We start from the raw sequence: 18,148 nt of genomic DNA, 5'->3' as shown, positions 1-18,148 counted from the left end.
CCGAACGAAGCTTCCCCAGAGTCGTCAAGAACCGCGCTTCGAAGTTCCCAACGAAAAATGCCAATCAGCGTTAACTGACTGGCATTGCGGCATGCCGGGGCTTTATGCGTTGTGGCATTGGCCCCGCCCGGCCATGCAGCGCCGGCAGCCATCGAAAGGCGTGAGACCTGGAAACCAGTGGTCCGAAATAAAAAACCAGAAATAAAAAATAAGGGTCGGCAGTCCCCCGACTACCGACCCTTACGCGACCCCGACGCACGCGCGGCTGGCCCCTGTTCCAATTCCAGCCTTTGCGCCCATGTCGCAATGCCACGCCGGGTGCGATAGGGATATCCGCACGAAACATGCCAACTTGAGTGCCAGTATTGAAATTTGTGATTTACATCACAAATTTACGGGACAAGTGACCGCATTGCCGCTTCAGCCGATACTTGCCTGGCCGTTGTCCTCCCTACCGCTTCCAGTCCACGCCCATGTCCGACTCCTTCTATCGCTTCGATGTCATCGTGATCGGTGGCGGCCACGCCGGCACCGAGGCGGCGCTGGCGTCTGCACGCGCCGGTGCGCGCACCCTGCTGCTGACCCACAACATCGAGACCGTGGGGGCGATGAGCTGCAATCCGGCCATCGGTGGGATCGGCAAGGGGCACCTGGTCAAGGAGATCGATGCGCTGGGCGGCGCCATGGCGCGGGCGGCCGACCTGGCCGGGATCCAGTGGCGCACGCTCAATGCCTCCAAGGGGCCGGCGGTGCGCGCCACCCGCTGCCAGGCCGACCGCAACCTCTACCGCAACGCGATCCGCCGCATGGTCGAGGCGCAGCCCAAGCTGACGGTGTTCCAGGCGGCGGTGGACGATCTGGTCACCCACAACGGCGCAAGCGAGGCCGATAGCGTGCGCGGGGTCATCACCCAAACCGGGCTGCGCTTCGAAGCCCCGGCCGTGGTGCTCACTGCCGGCACCTTCCTGGCCGGCAAGATCCATGTCGGCCAAACCCAATACGCGGCCGGGCGCATGGGCGACCCGCCGGCCACCACCCTGGCCGCGCGCCTGCGCGAACGGCCGTTCGCCATCGACCGGCTCAAGACCGGCACCCCGCCGCGCATCGACGGGCGCTCGCTGGACTACGGCGTGATGGTCGAGCAGCCGGGCGACGACCCGCTGCCGGTACTGTCGTTCATGGGCCAGGTCGGCGACCATCCGCGCCAGGTCAGCTGCTGGATCACCCAGACTACCGAGCAGACCCACGACATCATTCGCCAGGCGCTGCATCGCTCGCCGTTGTATTCCGGGCAGATCGAAGGCATCGGCCCGCGCTACTGCCCGTCGATCGAAGACAAGGTGGTGCGTTTCGCCGACAAGACCAGCCACCAGATCTTCGTCGAACCCGAAGGACTGGAAGTGACCGAGATCTATCCCAACGGGATTTCCACCTCGCTGCCGTTCGATGTGCAGCTGGCGCTGGTGCGCTCGATTCACGGGTTTGCGCAGGCGCATATCACCCGCCCCGGCTATGCCATCGAATACGACTTCTTCGACCCGCGCGGGCTCCGTGCCTCGCTGGAAACCAAGGCAATGGGCGGGCTGTTCTTCGCCGGCCAGATCAACGGCACCACCGGTTACGAAGAAGCCGCCGCGCAAGGGCTGCTGGCCGGCCTCAACGCCGCCCGGCATGTGCAGGGGCTGCCGGCGTGGTCGCCGCGCCGCGACGAAGCCTACCTGGGCGTGCTGGTGGACGATCTGATTACCCACGGCACCACCGAGCCGTATCGCATGTTCACCAGCCGCGCCGAATACCGGCTGCAGCTACGCGAAGACAATGCCGATGCGCGCCTGACCAGTGTCGGCCGCCGCATGGGCCTGGTCGATGACGCACGCTGGGCGCGCTTTTCGGCCAAGCAGGAGGCCGTGCAGCGCGAAAGCGCGCGGCTGTCCGCGCTATGGGCCACGCCGGGCAATGCACTGGGACGCGAAGTGACCCAGACCCTGGGCGTGTCGCTCAGCCGCGAGACCAATGTGCTGGACCTCATCAAGCGCCCGGAGCTGAACTACGCCAGCCTGATGCGCGTCCCGACCCTGGGGCCGGGCGTGGACGATGCGCAAGTGGCCGAACAGGTGGAAATCAGCGTCAAGTACGCCGGCTACCTGGACCGCCAGCGCGACGATATCGCGCGCCAGCTGCGCCAGGAGAACACGCCGATCCCGCCGAATTTCGATTATGCCGGCGTACGCGGATTATCGATCGAGGTGCAGCAGAAACTCGAACGCGTGCGTCCGCACCATATTGGTCAGGCGCAACGCATTGCCGGAATGACACCGGCGGCAATTTCGCTGCTGCTGGTCCATCTGGAACGCGCGCGGCGCAGCCAGGTCGCCTAGCGCCTGCCGCGTGCCGCCGCCGGGCGCTGCGCAAACGCAGGCTGCAGGCAGGCACGACCACCACCGGCACATGCGCTTGCAGCAGCGCATTGCCTGAACCGTCGGCATGCCCGGACGGCTTGAAGCGATGGCCCGTCCTGATTAGCGAAGATCAGGCGATCAAAGGCGCACCATTGTCACTGGACGGTCGCTGGACAGGCGAGAAACGTTGCTATGATTTTGCCAACCACGACACATTTCCTCAGATGAACGCAGTTAGCACGTTACTGGCCACCACGTTTCGACTCGCCTGCCCCGTCGTGATCCTGTCGTTGGCAAGTATCTGTCCTGCCCATGCCAATACCGAGGAAGACGGGCGGTATTGGTTGAGTGTCTACGCCCAGGGCAAGTTGCCGGTGGAGAATCTCTACTGGAGCATGGATATCCATCCACGCTGGCGCGAGGAAGGCGAGCAGTTCGATCAATTGATCCTGCGTCCGGCGCTGTTCTATCGACTCAACCCCAAGGCCAGCGTCTGGATGGGTTACGACACCATCATCACCCATCCGGCCGGGCAGCCATCCAATCGCGAGAATCGTTGGTGGGGCCAGTTTCAGTATCAGTTCGATCCGGTCGCCAACATCAGCATCACCAGCCGCACGCGCCTGGAACAACGTCATCGCGAAGACTTCGCCGATGAAGGTTACCGGGTGCGGCAGATGATCCGGGCCACGCGGCCCAGCGGATTCAGTCCGCAACTGTCCTGGGTGTTGTTCAACGAACTGTTCGTCAATCTGGATCAGACGCAATGGGGCGCTCGGCGCGGTATCGACCAGAATCGCGTCTTCGTCGGCATCAACTGGAAGTTCAATGCCATTTCCAACGTCGACGTGGGCTATCTGAACCAGTTCGTCAACACGCGGGCAGTGGACCGCGAAAACCATGTGTTGATGACCACGTTCCGCTTCAACTTCTGATGCAGCGCCCCGGTCTTGCGGGCGCTGGCGCAGGGCTGCGCAGCGCCGTCAATCGTCTTGCGCTGCGGCTTCGCGGCCTTGCTGGCGAATCAGGTTTTCCTGGCGTGCGTCCTCGATCGAGGCGCGCACGGCACGCACGTCGGCGCGCCGGGTATCGAACCTGAAACGCCCGCTCAAGGCGCTGTCCGGGCGCAGTTCGCCCTTTTCGTAGAGCGCCCACATCTCTTCGCCGTAGTGGGTGTCCAGCAGTTCCGGCGCGAAGCGGCCCAGGCAATCGCGCAGGTTGTGCACGTCGCGCAGCAGCATCTCGCGCGCGGCGTTGTTGCCGGCGGCGCTGACGACCTGCGGGAAATCGATCACCACCGGACCCTGCGGCGACACCAGCACGTTGTATTCGGAGAGGTCGCCGTGCACCAGGCCCAGCGACAGCATCTTGACCACATCGCCGATCAGGCTGGTGTGGAAGGCGCGTGCCTGCTCCGGCTCCAGGTCCACTTCGCCCAGGCGCGGTGCGCTATGCCCGGCTGCGTCGGTAACCAGATCCATCAACAGCACACCATGGAAATAGCCGCGCGGTCTGGGCACGTGCACGCCGGCATCCACCAGTTGGTAGAGGGCATCGGCCTCGGTGTTCTTCCATGCGGTTTCGGCTTCGCGTCGGCCGAACTTGGTGGCCTTGCCCATCGCCCGCGCCTGGCGGCTGCCGCGCACCTTGCGCCCTTCCTGGTACTGCACGCGCGCCTGGAAACTGCGTTGCGCCATGTCCTTGTAGACCTTGGCGCACAGCACGTCCGAGCCTGCGCCGACCACGTAGACGGACGCTTCCTTGCCGCTCTTCAGTGGCCGTAACACCACGTCGATCACGCCGTCGTCGATCAGCGGCTGCAGACCCTTGGGGGTTTTCATGGACTAGAAGGACCGATCCGGAACAAGCCAGCGACGATTATGCGGCAACCTGGGTGAAGCGTTTACATGCCAACCGCATCCACCGCGGCCGGCGCACGCTGCCGCGAGCGCTTACCATGTCCGAACCTGCACAAGCCGCGACCCGATGCCCGACACGCCTGCCCGCCGCCGTGCCCCGCCCGCCACCGCCGCCAGTGGCGAACGCGGCCTGCCACACGCCTTGATGCAGCAGATCGCCGCCGCCCGCGGCGATCCCGATTTCATGACCTCGCTGGGACGTGGACTGGTGGTGCTGAGCGTGTTCGCACAGCATGCGCGCGAGGTGACGATGTCGCAGATCAGCCTGGAAACCGGTATTTCGCGCGCCGCGGTGCGTCGAGTGCTGCATACGCTGACCACGCTGGGCTATGTCGGCGAGCAGGGCCGCGGCTATGTGCTGCTGCCGCGCGTGCTCGGGCTGGGCGGTGCATATGTGGCGTCCTCGTCGATGACCGCCGCCGCGCAGCCGGTGCTGGATGGTCTGCGCGATCAGGTGCTGGAATCCTGCTCGCTGGGCGTGCTGGACGGCGACGACCTGCTGTACGTGGCGCGCGCGGAAACGGTACGCATCATGTCCATCGGGCTACGCCCGGGCACCCGGTTGCCGGCCTATTGCACCTCCATGGGGCGGGTGCTGCTGGCAGCGCTGCCTGCCGACACCCTGCAGGCCTATCTGGAACGCACCACGCTGCGCCCGCGCACCGAGCGCACGGTGAGCCAGGCTCCGGCGCTGCTGGAGGTGCTGGCGCGCACGCGCCGCGAGGGCATGTGCCTGATCGACCAGGAACTGGAAATCGGCCTGCGCTCGATCGCGGTGCCGGTGCGCAACCTGCGCGGCGAGGTGATCGCGGCGTTGAACATCGGCGCCCAGGCCGGCCGCGTCAGCCTGCAGACCATGCAGATGCAACTGCTGGAGCCGCTAAAACAGGCCGCGCAGCGCCTGGGCACCTTGCTGAGCTAGGGACCGCAAGAAGAACCGCAAGCGTGCTGCACGCCGGCCGCTTCAGTCTTCCGCCGCCTGTTCCTGCAGGATCGGGGCAGCCAGCGCAAAGGCATGATTGGCGGCCGGCACGCCGCAATAGATTGCCGCCTGCAACAATACTTCCTTGATCTGCTCCGGGGTCACGCCGTTGTTGCGCGCCGCCCGCACATGCAGCTTGAACTCCTCGTCGTGGCCCAGGGCGACCATCATCGACAGGGTCATCAGCGACCGGGTATGCGCGGGCAGGCCATCGCGGGTCCAGATGGTGCCCCAGGCGTAGCGGGTAATCAGGTCCTGGAATTCGTCGGTCAGCGGGCTGCGTGCAGCCAGCGCGCGGTCGACGTGCGCGTCGCCCAGCACGCGGCGGCGTTCGCGCAAGCCAGCCTTGTATCGCTCGTCTTCGTGCATCGGATGTCCTTGCAGGTGGGGGTCAGTCGTTCAACAGGAAGCCCAGTACCGCCTCGTTGAAGGCGGCGGGCGATTCCAGGTTGCAGATATGGCGGCCGGGAACCTGGGCGTAGTGGCCGTCGGGGGCGGCGTAGGCGATCTCGCGCAGGTCCGGCGGCGGACATACCGGGTCGTCGTCGCCGGCCACGGCCAGCAGCGGCAGCGCCAGGCCATCCAGCGCGCCGCGAAAATCCGCCTCGGCCACGGCCTGGCAGCATGCAACGTAGCCCGCCGGCGACGTGGAGACGAAGGCGGCTGCGACCATGTCCAGCCGCTGCGCGTGGCTGAGCGCAAAGGCCGGGGTGAACCAGCGCTGCAAGGTGGCGTCGATCAGCGTCGGCAGGCCTTCGCTGCGCACCTGCTCGATGCGCGCCTCCCAGCTGGCGGAGCTGCCGATCTTCTGCGCGGTGGCGCACACCACCACCCGGCGCAGCCGCTGTGGCGCGTGCAGGCTCAGCCACTGCCCGGTGAGCCCACCGATCGACAGCCCGCAGAAATCGCTGCGTTCGATCTGCAGGGCGTCCCACAGCGCCAGCACGTCCTGGGCCAGTTCGGCGATGCTGTAGGGGCCGGGCGGGGCTTCCGAGTCGCCGTGGCCGCGGCGGTCGTAACGCAGGATGCGGTAGTGCGGGGCGAAGGCTTCGATCTGCACGTCCCACATGTGCAGATCGGTGCCGAGCGAGTTGCAGAAGGTCAGCCAGGGCTTTCCTTCGGTGCCGTCCAGGCGGTAGTGCAGGCGATGCGTGGGCAAGTGGAGATAGGCCATTGGGGCACCGTCAACGGGATGGGAAGCCGGCCAGCGCGCGGTCGATCCAGACCGACGACATGCCGCGCCAGCTGTCGCCATCGAACACCGCCTGCAGTTGCACCGGCGTGAGTATCGCGCCGACCTGCGCCTCCTCGCCCAGCACCTGGCGCAGATGCCGTTGCTGCTGCTGTGCGCGCCGCACGGCCTGTTCGACCAGCGCATGCGCCTGCGCCTTGCCGAGCTGCGGCGCCAACGCGAAGACCGCCGCCTCGGCATAGAGCACCCCACCATGACTGTCCAGGTGCGCGCGCATGCGCGCGCGGTCCAGCTCCAGGCCGTCCAGGCAGGCCTGCATCTGCGCCAGGCTGCCGGCGGTGAGCCGCACGATCTGCGGCAGCGTGTCCCATTCGGCATGCCACTGGCCGGCGGCGCGCTCGTGCGGCTGCAACATCGCGCTGAACAAGGTGGCGACCAGGCCGGGCACGCGCGTGGCCGCGGCGATCGCCGCGACGCTGGACACCGGATTGCGCTTGTGCGGCATCGCCGACGAGCCCCCCTTGCCGGCCGCTGCGGGCTCGAAGGCTTCGCCGACCTCCGACTGCATCAGCAGCACCACATCGCCGGCGATCTTGCCCAGGGTGCCGGCCAGTAGGCCGAAGGCGCAGCCGATCTCGACGATGCGATCGCGGGAGGTATGCCAGGGCAACGCCGGCAACGGCAATGCCAGCGTGCTGGCCAATGCCTGCGCCACCTCCAGCCCACGCGTCTGCAGCGAGGCCAGCGTGCCGGCCGCCCCGCCGAACTGCAGCGCCAGCGCCTCCTCGCGCACGGCGTGCAGCCGGCGATGCGCGCGTTGCAGAGCGTCCAGCCAGCCGGCCGCCTTGAGCCCGAAGGTCACCGGCACCGCGTGTTGCAGCAAGGTGCGCCCGGGCAGGCCGGTGTCGCGCTCGCGTTCGGCCAGCCCGGCCAGGGTGCCGCACAGGCGCTGCAACTGCGGAAGTAGCAGATCCAGCGCGGCGCGCAGCTGCAGCATCGTACCGGTGTCGATGACGTCCTGGCTGGTGGCGCCCCAGTGCACCCAGCGCGCGGCGGCGGCATCGTGTTCGCCGACCCGGGCGGTGAGCGCCTTGACCAGCCCGATGGCAGGATTGCCGGCCAGCGCGGTGGCCTGCGCCAGCGCAGCCAGGTCGTACTGGCGCACATCGCAGGCCAGCACGATGGCGGGCGCCACCTCGGCGGGAATGACGCCGCAGCGCGCCTGCGCCTGGGCCAGCGCTGCCTCGAATTGCAGCATCGCCTGTACCCGCGCCGCGTCGTCGAACAGCGCCTCGCACGCGGGGTCGCCAAATAAGGATTCCAACAGCGAGAACGTGGGACTCATGCAGTGCTTCTCTTGGCGTGACGGCAGCATGGCATCGCCATGCGAAGCTGCCAACCAGCCCGCCGCAGGCGGGCGATATCACTGCGCCTCATGCACAGGCGATGCGCGCTGCGGGCACGCGCATTGCGGGAGGATGACGTGCACATGCGCCGCACCGCCGCGCGCGACCACTGGTGCGGACGCCGGTGCACGGGTCGAACAGGCGGGCCACAGTCGCAACCACGCCCGCAGGTGGCAGGCGGCCGCATCAGTAGTTGAAGAACACGGTCTCGGCGTCGCCCTGCATGTGGATATCCCAGTGGTAGGCGCCGTCGCCACGCGGTTGCGCCAGCAAGGTCCCGCGCCGCGCCGCAGGCACCAGGGCCAGGATGGGGTCGCTGGCCAACTGGGGGTCGTCGGCGAAGTACACCCGGGTCGAGACGCTGTGCAACAGGCCGCGCATGAACACCAGCACGGTCAAATGCGCCGCCTGCGGAACCTCGCCCGGTCCGGCCACCGCGCCCGGCTTGATGGTCGCGAAGGTGAACCGCCCCTCGGCGTCGGTGGCGATACGGCCCCAGCCATCGACCTGCGGCGCATGCGCCTGCCAGCGCGGATCGGCTGGATGCGCATAGATGCCGGCCGCATCGGCCTGCCACAGTTCCAGCACGGCATCGGCCACCGGTGCGCCGGCACCATCGCGGACGCAGCCGCTGATCTGCACATGCGTGCCTGCGGCCTGCGCGGCCGCCAGGCGGTCGCGGTACAGAGGCTCCAGCCCGAGCCTGAAATACGGGCCGACGGTTTGGGAAGGGGTTGTGGAAAGACTCATCGGTTCACTCCCAGACCGTTTGCTTGCGACCGCGCAGCACGATGTCGAAGCGGTACGCCAGCGCATACTCGCTGATCGCGTTCTCCCAGTCGAAACTGGACACCATGCGCTCGCGCGCCAATGCATCGTCCACGCAGTTGTAGATGGGGTCGTACGCCAGCAGCGGGTCGCCGGGGAAATACATCTGCGTGACCAAGCGTTGCCCGATCCCGTCGCCATGCAGCGAGAAATGGATATGTGCCGGCCGCCAGGCGTTGTAGTGGTTGCGCCACGGATAGGCGCCCGGCTTGATGGTCTTGAACGCGTAGCGGCCCTGCGCGTCGGTCAGTACCTGGCCGGTGCCGCGGAAGTTGGGGTCCAGCGGTGCATCGTGGCGGTCGCCGGCGTGCTGATAGCGGCCGGCGGCATTGCATTGCCACACTTCCACCACGCTGTTGCGCACCGGCTTGCCGTTCTCGTCCAGCACCCGGCCGGACACGACGATGCGCTCGCCCAGCGGCTCGCCACTAAAGCCGGCGGTCAGGTCGGCGGCATGCTCCCCCAGGGTGAGACGATCCAGGCGCGGGCCGGTGACCTCCGACAGCGTTGCCGGGATGTCGATGGGCGCGCGGGTGGGTCCGCGCAGGCGGGTGGATGCATAGGGTGGATGCAGATAGGCCGGCTGGGTGCCGGGACGCGGGCGGCGATAGCCGAGCAGCGGATCGGCGCCCGGTTCGTCGGTGGTGGCATCGCGCATGAGGGATCTCCCTGGCCGCACTGCGGCACGTTCAAACGATGTGGATAAGCGATGGTGGCAGCACTGCTGGCTTGGCGTTGGGTCAGAGGCGTTCGATCGCCAGGGCCACGCCTTGCCCGACGCCGATACACATGCTGGCCAGCCCGAGCCGCCCGTTGCCGGCTTCCAGCTGGCGCAGCAGGGTGAGCGCCAACCGCGCGCCACTCATGCCGAGCGGATGGCCCAATGCAATCGCACCACCGTTGGCGTTGACGTGTGCGGCATCATCGGCCAGGCCGAGCTGGCGCGTGCAGGCCAGCGCCTGGGCGGCAAAGGCTTCGTTGAGTTCGATCGCGTCGAATTGGTCCAGGCGCAGGTTCAGGCGCGCCAGCAGGCACTGCGTGGCCGGCACCGGACCGATGCCCATGTAGGCCGGCTCCACGCCCGCACAGGCGAAGCCCAGCACGCGCGCGCGCGCCTGCAGCCCATGCATGCGCAATGCCTGCGCGGAGGCCAGCAACACGGCGGCGGCGCCATCGTTGATGCCCGACGCATTGCCGGCGGTGACCGTGCCCGGCTGGCGAAAGATCGGCTTGAGCTTGGCCAGCGTCTCGGCCGTGGTGGCCGGGCGCGGCTGTTCGTCGTGTTCCACCGTCGTGGGCGCAACGCCCTTGCGTCCGGCCACCGACACCGGGGTAATCTCGCCATCGAAGAAGCCCGCCGCGCGGGCGGCAGCGGCGCGCTGCTGGCTGCGCAGCGCGAAGGCATCCTGGTCCTGGCGGCTGATGGCATGGCGCTGGGCGAGGTTTTCTGCGGTCTCGCCCATCAGCTCGGTGCCGTGGGCGGCCTGCAGGCGCGGGTTGACGAAGCGCCAGCCCATGGTGGTGTCTTCCAGTTGCTGGGTACGGGCGAACGCGCTGTCGGCCTTGCCCATCACCCAGGGCGCACGCGACATCGATTCCACGCCGCCGGCGATCGCCAAGTCCAGCTCGCCGGCACGGATGCCGCGCGCCACCGTGCCGACCGCATCCAGCCCCGAACCGCACAGGCGGTTGAGCGTGCTGCCCGGCACCGAGGTGGGCAGGCCTGCCAGCAACAAGCTCATGCGTGCGACGTTGCGGTTGTCTTCGCCGGCCTGGTTGGCGCAGCCCAGATAGACGTCGTCGATGGCGGCCGGGTCCAGCGCCGGATGACGCGCCAGCAATGCCGCAAGCGGCACCGCGCCCAGGTCGTCGGCACGCACGCTCGCAAGCGCGCCGCCGTAACGGCCGATGGGGGTGCGGATGCCATCGACCAGATAGACCTCGCTCATGCCTGCGCCCCTGCGGATTGGGTACCGTGCGCGGCATCGGTGCGTGCCTGCAGCGCGCGCAGTGCCTGCAGCTCGGTCGCGGTGGGCGGAGGTGTCTGGGCCAGGTCGTCGGCAAACCGGATCGGCCAGCCGGTGGCCGCGCTCACCTGCTCGCGGGTGATCCCCGGATGCAACGCGGTCACCGTCAGTTCGCGGCTCACCGGGTCCGGCTCCATCACGCACAGGTCGGTGACCACCACGGTGGGGCCGGCACCGGGCAGGCCGGCGCGCTTGCGCGCATCGCCGCCGTCCAGATGCCCGACGGTGGTGATGAAATCCAGCGTCGCCACGAAGCTGCGCCTGGACTGGCGCATGATGATGAAGACCTGCTTGGCGCTGGCCGCGATCTCCGGCGCGCCGCCGGCCCCGGGCAGGCGCGTCTTCGGCGCGGCGTAGTCGCCGATCACGGTGGTGTTGAGATTGGCGTGGCGGTCGATCTGCGCCGCGCCCAGGAACCCCACGTCCACGCGGCCGCCCTGCAGCCAGTAGCGAAAGATCTCCGGCGTGGAGACCACGGTGTCGGCGGTCTCGGCCAGTTCGCCATCGCCGATCGACAACGGCAGCACATCCGGGCGGGCACCGATCGGGCCGGATTCGTAGATCAGGGTGACATCCGGCGCATGCGTCAGCCGGGCCAGATTGGCCGCGGTGGACGGCAGGCCGATGCCGACGAAACAGACGGCGCCGTCGGGCAACCGGCGCGCAGCGGCCACGGTCATCATTTCGTTGGTGCTGACCTCGCTCATGCGGCCACCTGCTGCTGCGAGTGCGCGTACACGCGCTGGAACGCAGTGAAATCCTCGGTATCCAGGATGTGCGTCTGGATCCATTGCTGGAACCGCGCACGATCGCGGGCGATCGCATCCCAGGCCAGATAAAAGCGGTTGTCGCGTGCAGAGTAGCCATGCGCATACGACGGTGCCGCGCCACCCGGCACATGACACACCGCATCGACCACCCAGCGCGGCAGGATGCAGGCGTTGGGCGGCGCGTCGAGGGTGTCTACGATCTCTTCCACCGTCACGATTACCTTGCGCGCGGCCAGCACGGCTTCCTTCTGCACGCCAAGAATCCCCCACAGCAGCACATTGCCGCGGCGGTCGGCCTGCTGGGCGTGGATCACGGTGACATCGGGGTTGACGGCCGGCGTGGCGGCCAGCGTTTCGCCGGTGAACGGGCACTGCAGGAACTTGATGCTGTCGTTGACGCGCGGCAGGTCCGAGCCGACATAGCCGCGCAACACCGCAAACGGCAGCCCCGAGGCGCCAGCGACATAGGCGTTGGCCATGTCGGCGTGGCTGTGCTCACGCAGTTGCAGGGGCTGTGGCCAGGCATGTTCGACCGCATCGCGCAGCCGGTGCAGCGAGCCCACCCCCGGATTGCCACCCCACGAGAACCGCAGCGCCGCCGCGCAGCCGGCACCGATCAGCTGGTCGTAGATCAGGTCCGGAGTCATCCGCACCAGGCGCAGGTCGCGCTTGCGCTGGCGAATCACCTCGTGGCCGGCGGCATGCGGGATCAGATGGGTGAAGCCCTCCATGGCCACGCAATCGCCATCGGCGATCAGCTGGGACACGGCGTCGGGCAGGGAGACAATTTCGACCATGGACGGAGCCTGGGGCTGCGGACGTGCAACCACGGTAGACCCATCCAGGCGAGCCGGTCAATGCGATTATCGGCAAATGAATTCGATAATCGCACAGTTCTGTGCGCACGCTTGCACCTGCGCATTGTTTCCGGTGTATACATAACCATACCCGCAAGCAGACGCCAGCGCCAGGAATCGGCCTTGATGGCTTGATCTACCGACGTTGCCACGTCCCATCGCATCCCAGGCTGTATACAACCCAGGAGCCACGTCCATGACCCAGTCCAGACAGCTGTTTCCGCTCAACGCGTGGTACGCCGTTGCCTGGGACCACGACATCAGGCACGCGCTGGCGCCGCACAAGGTCTGCAACCTGGACGTGGTGCTCTATCGCACCACCGCCGGCGCGGTGGTGGCGCTGGAAGACGCCTGCTGGCACCGCCTGGTGCCGTTGTCGATGGGCAAGCTGCGCGGCGATGACGTGGTCTGCGGCTACCACGGGCTGGTCTACGACACGCAGGGCCGCTGCGTGCACATGCCCTCGCAGGACACCATCAATCCCTCGGCCTGCGTGCGCAGCTTTCCGGTGGCCGAGAAACACCGCTACGTGTGGATCTGGCCGGGCGACCCGGTCAAGGCCGATCCGGCGCTGATCCCGGACCTGCACTGGGCGCACGACCCGGCCTGGGCCGGCGATGGCCGCACCATCTACGCCAAGTGCGACTACCGGCTGGTGCTGGACAACCTGATGGACCTGACCCACGAAACCTTCGTGCACGGCTCCAGCATCGGCCAGGACGAAATCGCCGAAGCACCGTTCGACGTGGTGCATGGCGAGCGCTCGGTGGTGGTGTCGCGCTGGATGCGCAACATCGACGCGCCGCCGTTCTGGGCCAGCCAGATCGCGCGCCATCTGGACTACCACGGCAAGGTGGATCGCTGGCAGATCATCCGCTTCGAAGCGCCCGGCACCATCGCCATCGATGTCGGCGTGGCCATCGCCGGCACCGGCGCACCGGAAGGCGACCGCAGCCAGGGCGTCAACGGCTACGTGCTCAACACCATCACCCCGGAAACCGACACCACCTGCCACTACTTTTGGGCGTTCATGCGCAACTACGCGCTGCACGATCAGTCCTTGACCACGCTCACGCGCGCTGGCGTCACCGGCGTGTTCGGCGAGGACGAAGCGGTGCTGGAGGCGCAGCAGCGCGCCATCGACGCGCACCCGGACCACACCTTCTACAACCTCAACGTCGATGCCGGCGGCATGTGGGCACGGCGGGTGATCGACCGGCTGATCGCGCAGGAGCAACGCGCGAGCGAGCTGTCGTTGCGCATGGTGGGTTGAGCGCGCCGCGCAGGAGCCAGCGATGTCACCGACTACCCCGTTCCGCAACAGCGCCACACAGACCACCCGCGCACTGCTATCGCTGCGCGAATGGATTCTGGATGGCCGCCTGGCCGCCGGCAGCCGCCTGTCCGAACTGGCGGTGGTGCAGCGCCTGGGCATGTCGCGCACCCCCGTGCGGGCGGCCCTGCAGCGCCTGTGCGAGGAAGGCCTGGCCAGCGCCCTGCCCGGCGGCGGCTATGCGGTGCAGGCGTTCAGCGAACGCGATGCGTACGATGCCATCGAACTGCGCGGCACGCTCGAAGGAGTGGCCGCACGCATGGCGGCCGAGCGCGGCGTAGGTGCCGCCGCGCTGGCGCAGGCGCACGCGCTGTTGGGCCGGCTCGACGGCATCGTCGGGGCCTCGGCCGATGCCATCGACCTGGCAGCCTACGTGCAGGCCAATGCACAGTTCCACACGCTGTTGCTGGACATGGCCGACAGCGAGGTGCTTGAACGCGCCGTGCACCGCATCGTGCAGCTGCCGTTCGCCTCCCCCAGTGGACTGGTCCTGGCGCAGAGCGGCGCTGCCGAAGCCCAGCTGCATCTGACCCTGGCGCAGGACCAGCATCGCGAAGTGATTGCGGCCATCCAGCAGCGCCAGGGCAGCCGCGCCGAAGCATTGATGCGCGAGCACGCCCGTCTGGCACATCGCAACCTGCGCCATGTCCTGCAAACCCCTGCGGCGATCGACCAATTGCGTGGTGGCGCGTTGATCGGTCGCGCCTGCGCCCCCGATGCCGGCAGCGCCCGGCCAGACGTCCTGCCTGGAGCCCCTCATGCGTAAAGACACCCAGTGGCATCGCGCCCGCGTGGTCCGCATTGCCGACCTGTGCGAAGGCGTCCGCGAGATCGTGTTCGATCCAGGCCCGGCCGCGCGCAGCTTTGCGGTTGGCAGTCATCTGGATTTCCGCGTGGAGCTGCAAGGGCGTGCCGATGTGCGTTCGTATTCGCTGGTGGGCGAACCGCGCGCAGATGGCCATTACTGTATTGCGGTCCGGCAGATGCCCGAGAGCCGCGGCGGTTCGCGCTACATGTGGACGCTGCAGCCGGGCGATGCGGTGGAAATGTCGCCGCCCAGCAACAACTTCGCACTGGACGAACGCGGCGAGCACATCCTGCTGATTGCCGGCGGCATCGGCATCACCCCCATCGTCGGCATGGCGCAACGGCTAGCCGCGCGCCACCCGGCGTTCCGCTTGCTCTACGTCGGCCGCTCGCGCCATGCGATGGCCTACGTGGATGAACTTCACGCCTTGCTCGGCGAGCGCCTGCAGCTGCATTGCGACGACAGCGCCGGCCCGCCCGATCTGACCGGCGAACTGGCGCGCCTGCCGCCCAATGGCGAGGTCTACGTCTGCGGTCCGCTGGGCATGCTCGAAGCGGTACGCGAGCACTGGCACGTGGCCGGCCGGCCGCGTGCGCGGCTGCATTTTGAAACCTTCGGCAACAGTGGGCGCGTGCCCGCGCAGGCCTTCGTGGTCAAGTTGCCGGGGCTTGGACTGGAGGTACCGGTGGCGGAGAACCAGTCGATGCTCGATGCGCTCAACGATGCCGGCGTGGAACTGATCGCCGAATGCCGGCGCGGCGAATGCGGGTTGTGCGCGGTGGACATCCTCGACAGCGCGGCGGACATCGATCACCGCGACGTCTTCTTCAGCGACGCGCAGCGCCGCGAGAACCGCAAACTGTGCGCCTGCGTCTCGCGCGCGGTGGGCGGCAGCGTCAGCATCGACACCGGTTATCGCCGCGAGCTGGGTTGAGCGCCATGTCGCGCGTGTTTGCATCCTCACGCGCATGCGCGATCATCGGCGCATGGAGTCGACTCATTACAGGACTGTCCCGGCGCCGGCCTTGAACCCGCGCCAGGAACAATTGGTGGCCTTGGTGCGGCAGCAAGGGTTTGCAGACGTCGAAGGCCTTGCGACGCGCTTCGAGGTGACGCCGCAAACCATTCGCCGCGACCTGACCCTGCTGTGCGATGCCGGGGTGCTGCGCCGCTATCACGGCGGTGTCAGCATGCCATCGAGCGTGGAGAACCTGGCCTATACCGCCCGCAAGACATTGCAGGCGCACGAAAAGCGCCATATCGCCGCACAGGTGGCCGGGTTCATCCCCGACGATGCCTCGTTGTTCATCAATCTCGGCACCACCAACGAAGAGGTGGCGCGCGCACTGCTGCAGCACCGCGGGCTGCGTGTCATCACCAATAACCTCAACGTGGCGGTGATGCTCAGCGCCAATCCCAGCTTCGAGGTGATCGTGGCCGGTGGCGTGGTGCGCGGTCGCGACCAAGGCGTGACGGGCGAGGCCACGGTGGAACTGATCCGGCAGTTCAAGGTGGATTTCGGGGTGATCGGCATTTCCGGCATCGACCGCGACGGTACCCTGCTGGATTTCGACTATCAGGAAGTGCGCGTGGCCCAGGCCATCATCGCGCATTCGCGCCAGGTGCTGCTGGCCGCCGACCACAGCAAGCTCGGCCGCAATGCCATGGTGCGGCTGGGCGCGCTGGCGCAGGTGCACGACTGGTTCACCGACCGGCCGCCACCGCAGGACCTGGACCCGGTCCTGGCCGAGGCGGGGACGCGCGTGCATGTTGCCGGGACCGGCGCCGCCTGACCGGGCAAGATGTTCGATCCTGTTCGTTTTTGGAATTCTTTCGCAGGCTACAAGCCCCTCCTCCACTGCGCCCTGCAGGCGATGCGGCGCACTGGACGGCACGAGCTGCCCCACTGCAAGGTGGAAGTCTTCACGCCGCCAGAAGGTTGCATGTTCGAATATGTTCGAACATGATGAATTGGGTTCGCGACTGGCGTGCCCGGATGGAGGGCAGCAATGGGCGAAACCTACGATCTACTGGTGATCGGCGGCGGCATCAATGGGGTTGGCATCGCCCGCGATGCGGCCGGGCGCGGCTTGTCGGTGTGCCTGTGCGAGCAGGACGACCTGGCCTCGCATACCAGCAGCGCCAGCACCAAACTCATCCACGGCGGCCTGCGCTACCTGGAGCAGTACGAATTCGCCCTGGTCGGCAAGGCGCTGGCCGAGCGCGAAGTGCTGCTGCGGCTGGCCCCGCACATCATCTGGCCGCTGCGCTTCCTGCTGCCGCACCAGCCGCATCTGCGCCCGGCCTGGATGATCCGCGCCGGCCTGTTCCTGTACGACCACCTGGGCGGCAGCAAGCGCAGCCTGCCGCGCTCGCGCCGGCTGTCACTGCGTACGCACCCGGTGGGCGCGCCGCTGCAGGAATCGCTGCGCACCGGCTTCGTGTATTCCGATGCCTGGGTACAGGATGCCCGCCTGGTGGTGCTCAATGCGATGGACGCGGCCAGGCGTGGCGCGCAGATCCACACCCGTACCCGCTGCGTCGGCGCCTGGCGCGATGCCGGGTTCTGGTATGCCGAACTCGAAGACCGCGAAGGCCACCGCCGCACCGTGCAGGCGCGCGCTTTGGCCAACGCGGCCGGCCCGTGGGCGGTGGCGTTCCTGGACAAGGTCGCGGCGGTGCCACACCAGCACGCGCTGCGCCTGGTCAAGGGTAGCCACATCGTGGTGCCCAAGTTGTTCGATCACGACCATGCCTACATCTTCCAGCAACCGGACCGGCGCATCGTGTTCGCCATTCCCTACGAGCACGACTTCACCTTGATCGGCACCACCGATGTCGACTACGAGGCCGACCCCGCCGCGCCGAAGATCGATGCGGCCGAGGTGCAATACCTGTGCGATGCGGCGAACCTGTATTTCCAGCAGCAGATCGGCCCGCAGGACGTGGTGTGGAACTACAGCGGCGTGCGTCCGTTGCTGGACGATGCCGAAGATAACGCCGCCGAGGTGACGCGCGACTATCAGCTGGAAGTGGTCAACGAGGGCGCGCCGTTGCTCAACGTGTTCGGCGGCAAGCTGACCACCTATCGCAAGCTGGCCGAAGAAGCGGTCGACCGGATCACGCAGGCCCTGGGCACCCGCAAGCCGGCATGGACTGCGCGCGGCGAGGCGCTGCCCGGCGGCGAGCAGCGCGACATCGCCAGCCTGCTCGATCGCGTACGCACTGCGCGTCCCTGGTTGCCTGCCGCCACTGCACAGCGCCTGGTGCGCAATTACGGCACCTGCGCCGAACAACTGCTGGGCGCTGCAACCGACCTGGCCGGGCTGGGTACGCACTTCGGCGCAGACCTGTACCAGGCCGAGGTGGATTACCTGCGGCAGCACGAATGGGCGCGCAGCGCCGACGATATCCTGTGGCGCCGCAGCAAACTCGGCTTGCGCATCGATGCGCAAGGCCGCCAGCGTCTTGAGGATTATCTGCAAACGCAGCCGGTGCAGGCCATCGACACCGCCGCAGTTTGAACACACCGCGTTGCCGGCGAGGACGGGTCGTTGCGGCAACGTATCCTGGCGTATTGCCGGCAGTATGACGATCTATGTGGAGGGCACACCCGATGAGCACCAA

Annotated in this window: 18 protein-coding genes; 9 read left to right on the top strand and 9 right to left on the bottom strand. The window is 67.5% G+C overall.

Annotated elements, in window-relative coordinates; all coding sequences use genetic code 11:
* The 3 genes from XcuCFBP2542_RS19805 to XcuCFBP2542_RS07665 form a co-directional block, all read left to right on the top strand.
* On the top strand, nt 1-205 hold a 205-nt coding region (locus tag XcuCFBP2542_RS19805; RefSeq protein ID WP_211292984.1), incomplete at its 5' end, for a hypothetical protein.
* A gap of 268 nt (nt 206-473) precedes the next feature.
* On the top strand, nt 474-2,378 hold the full coding sequence (gene mnmG, locus XcuCFBP2542_RS07670) for a tRNA uridine-5-carboxymethylaminomethyl(34) synthesis enzyme MnmG (protein WP_104602998.1): 1,905 nt from the start codon (nt 474-476) through the stop codon (nt 2,376-2,378).
* A gap of 245 nt (nt 2,379-2,623) precedes the next feature.
* The gene (locus tag XcuCFBP2542_RS07665; protein ID WP_104602997.1) at nt 2,624-3,334 is read left to right on the top strand and encodes a DUF2490 domain-containing protein; all 711 of its coding nucleotides are present in this window, start codon (nt 2,624-2,626) and stop codon (nt 3,332-3,334) included.
* 48 nt (nt 3,335-3,382) lie between these two features.
* On the opposite strand, the gene XcuCFBP2542_RS07660 is transcribed toward XcuCFBP2542_RS07665, so the two are convergent.
* On the bottom strand, nt 3,383-4,240 hold the full coding sequence (locus XcuCFBP2542_RS07660) for a PA4780 family RIO1-like protein kinase (RefSeq protein WP_104602996.1): 858 nt from the start codon (nt 4,238-4,240) through the stop codon (nt 3,383-3,385).
* Between the two features lie 145 nt (nt 4,241-4,385).
* Between XcuCFBP2542_RS07660 and XcuCFBP2542_RS07655 the strand changes: the two genes are divergently transcribed.
* Entirely contained in the window at nt 4,386-5,240 is an 855-nt protein-coding gene (locus tag XcuCFBP2542_RS07655; protein ID WP_104602995.1) for an IclR family transcriptional regulator domain-containing protein, read from the top strand.
* A 42-nt stretch (nt 5,241-5,282) separates the two neighbouring features.
* On the opposite strand, the gene pcaC is transcribed toward XcuCFBP2542_RS07655, so the two are convergent.
* The 8 genes from pcaC to XcuCFBP2542_RS07615 form a co-directional block, all read right to left on the bottom strand.
* Nucleotides 5,283-5,669, bottom strand: a complete 387-nt coding sequence (gene pcaC, locus XcuCFBP2542_RS07650) for a 4-carboxymuconolactone decarboxylase (protein ID WP_104602994.1) — start codon at nt 5,667-5,669, stop codon at nt 5,283-5,285.
* 22 nt (nt 5,670-5,691) lie between these two features.
* On the bottom strand, nt 5,692-6,474 hold the full coding sequence (gene pcaD, locus XcuCFBP2542_RS07645) for a 3-oxoadipate enol-lactonase (RefSeq protein WP_104602993.1): 783 nt from the start codon (nt 6,472-6,474) through the stop codon (nt 5,692-5,694).
* Nucleotides 6,475-6,484: 10 nt separating this feature from the next.
* The gene (locus tag XcuCFBP2542_RS07640) at nt 6,485-7,837 is read right to left on the bottom strand and encodes a 3-carboxy-cis,cis-muconate cycloisomerase (RefSeq protein WP_104602992.1); all 1,353 of its coding nucleotides are present in this window, start codon (nt 7,835-7,837) and stop codon (nt 6,485-6,487) included.
* 247 nt (nt 7,838-8,084) lie between these two features.
* Nucleotides 8,085-8,648, bottom strand: a complete 564-nt coding sequence (gene pcaG, locus XcuCFBP2542_RS07635) for a protocatechuate 3,4-dioxygenase subunit alpha (RefSeq protein WP_104602991.1) — start codon at nt 8,646-8,648, stop codon at nt 8,085-8,087.
* A gap of 4 nt (nt 8,649-8,652) precedes the next feature.
* Nucleotides 8,653-9,384 (bottom strand): protocatechuate 3,4-dioxygenase subunit beta, encoded by a 732-nt coding sequence (gene pcaH / locus XcuCFBP2542_RS07630; RefSeq protein ID WP_104602990.1) that lies wholly within the window; start codon nt 9,382-9,384, stop codon nt 8,653-8,655.
* A gap of 82 nt (nt 9,385-9,466) precedes the next feature.
* A complete protein-coding gene (gene pcaF, locus XcuCFBP2542_RS07625; RefSeq protein ID WP_104602989.1) occupies nt 9,467-10,675 on the bottom strand; it encodes a 3-oxoadipyl-CoA thiolase in 1,209 nt (402 codons plus the stop codon).
* Nucleotides 10,672-11,460, bottom strand: a complete 789-nt coding sequence (locus XcuCFBP2542_RS07620) for a CoA-transferase subunit beta (protein WP_104602988.1) — start codon at nt 11,458-11,460, stop codon at nt 10,672-10,674. Before XcuCFBP2542_RS07620 ends, pcaF begins: the two co-directional genes overlap by 4 nt.
* Nucleotides 11,457-12,320, bottom strand: a complete 864-nt coding sequence (locus tag XcuCFBP2542_RS07615) for a CoA transferase subunit A (RefSeq protein ID WP_104602987.1) — start codon at nt 12,318-12,320, stop codon at nt 11,457-11,459. Before XcuCFBP2542_RS07615 ends, XcuCFBP2542_RS07620 begins: the two co-directional genes overlap by 4 nt.
* A gap of 256 nt (nt 12,321-12,576) precedes the next feature.
* Here XcuCFBP2542_RS07615 and XcuCFBP2542_RS07610 point away from each other — a divergent pair, with 256 nt between their 5' ends.
* From XcuCFBP2542_RS07610 to glpD, 5 genes are all read left to right on the top strand, one after another.
* On the top strand, nt 12,577-13,653 hold the full coding sequence (locus tag XcuCFBP2542_RS07610) for an aromatic ring-hydroxylating dioxygenase subunit alpha (RefSeq protein ID WP_104602986.1): 1,077 nt from the start codon (nt 12,577-12,579) through the stop codon (nt 13,651-13,653).
* 22 nt (nt 13,654-13,675) lie between these two features.
* Nucleotides 13,676-14,479, top strand: a complete 804-nt coding sequence (locus tag XcuCFBP2542_RS07605) for a GntR family transcriptional regulator (RefSeq protein WP_104602985.1) — start codon at nt 13,676-13,678, stop codon at nt 14,477-14,479.
* Nucleotides 14,472-15,455: a PDR/VanB family oxidoreductase gene (locus tag XcuCFBP2542_RS07600; protein ID WP_104602984.1), complete on the top strand. Its 984-nt coding sequence runs from the start codon at nt 14,472-14,474 to the stop codon at nt 15,453-15,455. The genes XcuCFBP2542_RS07605 and XcuCFBP2542_RS07600 overlap by 8 nt, the downstream gene beginning before the upstream one ends.
* Nucleotides 15,456-15,489: 34 nt before the next feature.
* The gene (locus XcuCFBP2542_RS07595; protein ID WP_104602983.1) at nt 15,490-16,314 is read left to right on the top strand and encodes a DeoR/GlpR family DNA-binding transcription regulator; all 825 of its coding nucleotides are present in this window, start codon (nt 15,490-15,492) and stop codon (nt 16,312-16,314) included.
* Nucleotides 16,315-16,530: 216 nt separating this feature from the next.
* Complete coding sequence (gene glpD, locus XcuCFBP2542_RS07590; protein ID WP_104602982.1) at nt 16,531-18,045, top strand: glycerol-3-phosphate dehydrogenase; 1,515 nt, start codon at nt 16,531-16,533, stop codon at nt 18,043-18,045.
* Nucleotides 18,046-18,148 lie beyond the last annotated feature (103 nt).

The organism is Xanthomonas cucurbitae, from assembly GCF_002939885.1.
Lineage (GTDB): Bacteria > Pseudomonadota > Gammaproteobacteria > Xanthomonadales > Xanthomonadaceae > Xanthomonas > Xanthomonas cucurbitae.
The sequence above is the reverse complement of the archived record's forward strand: the minus strand, read 5'-3'. Positions and strand labels throughout refer to the sequence as shown.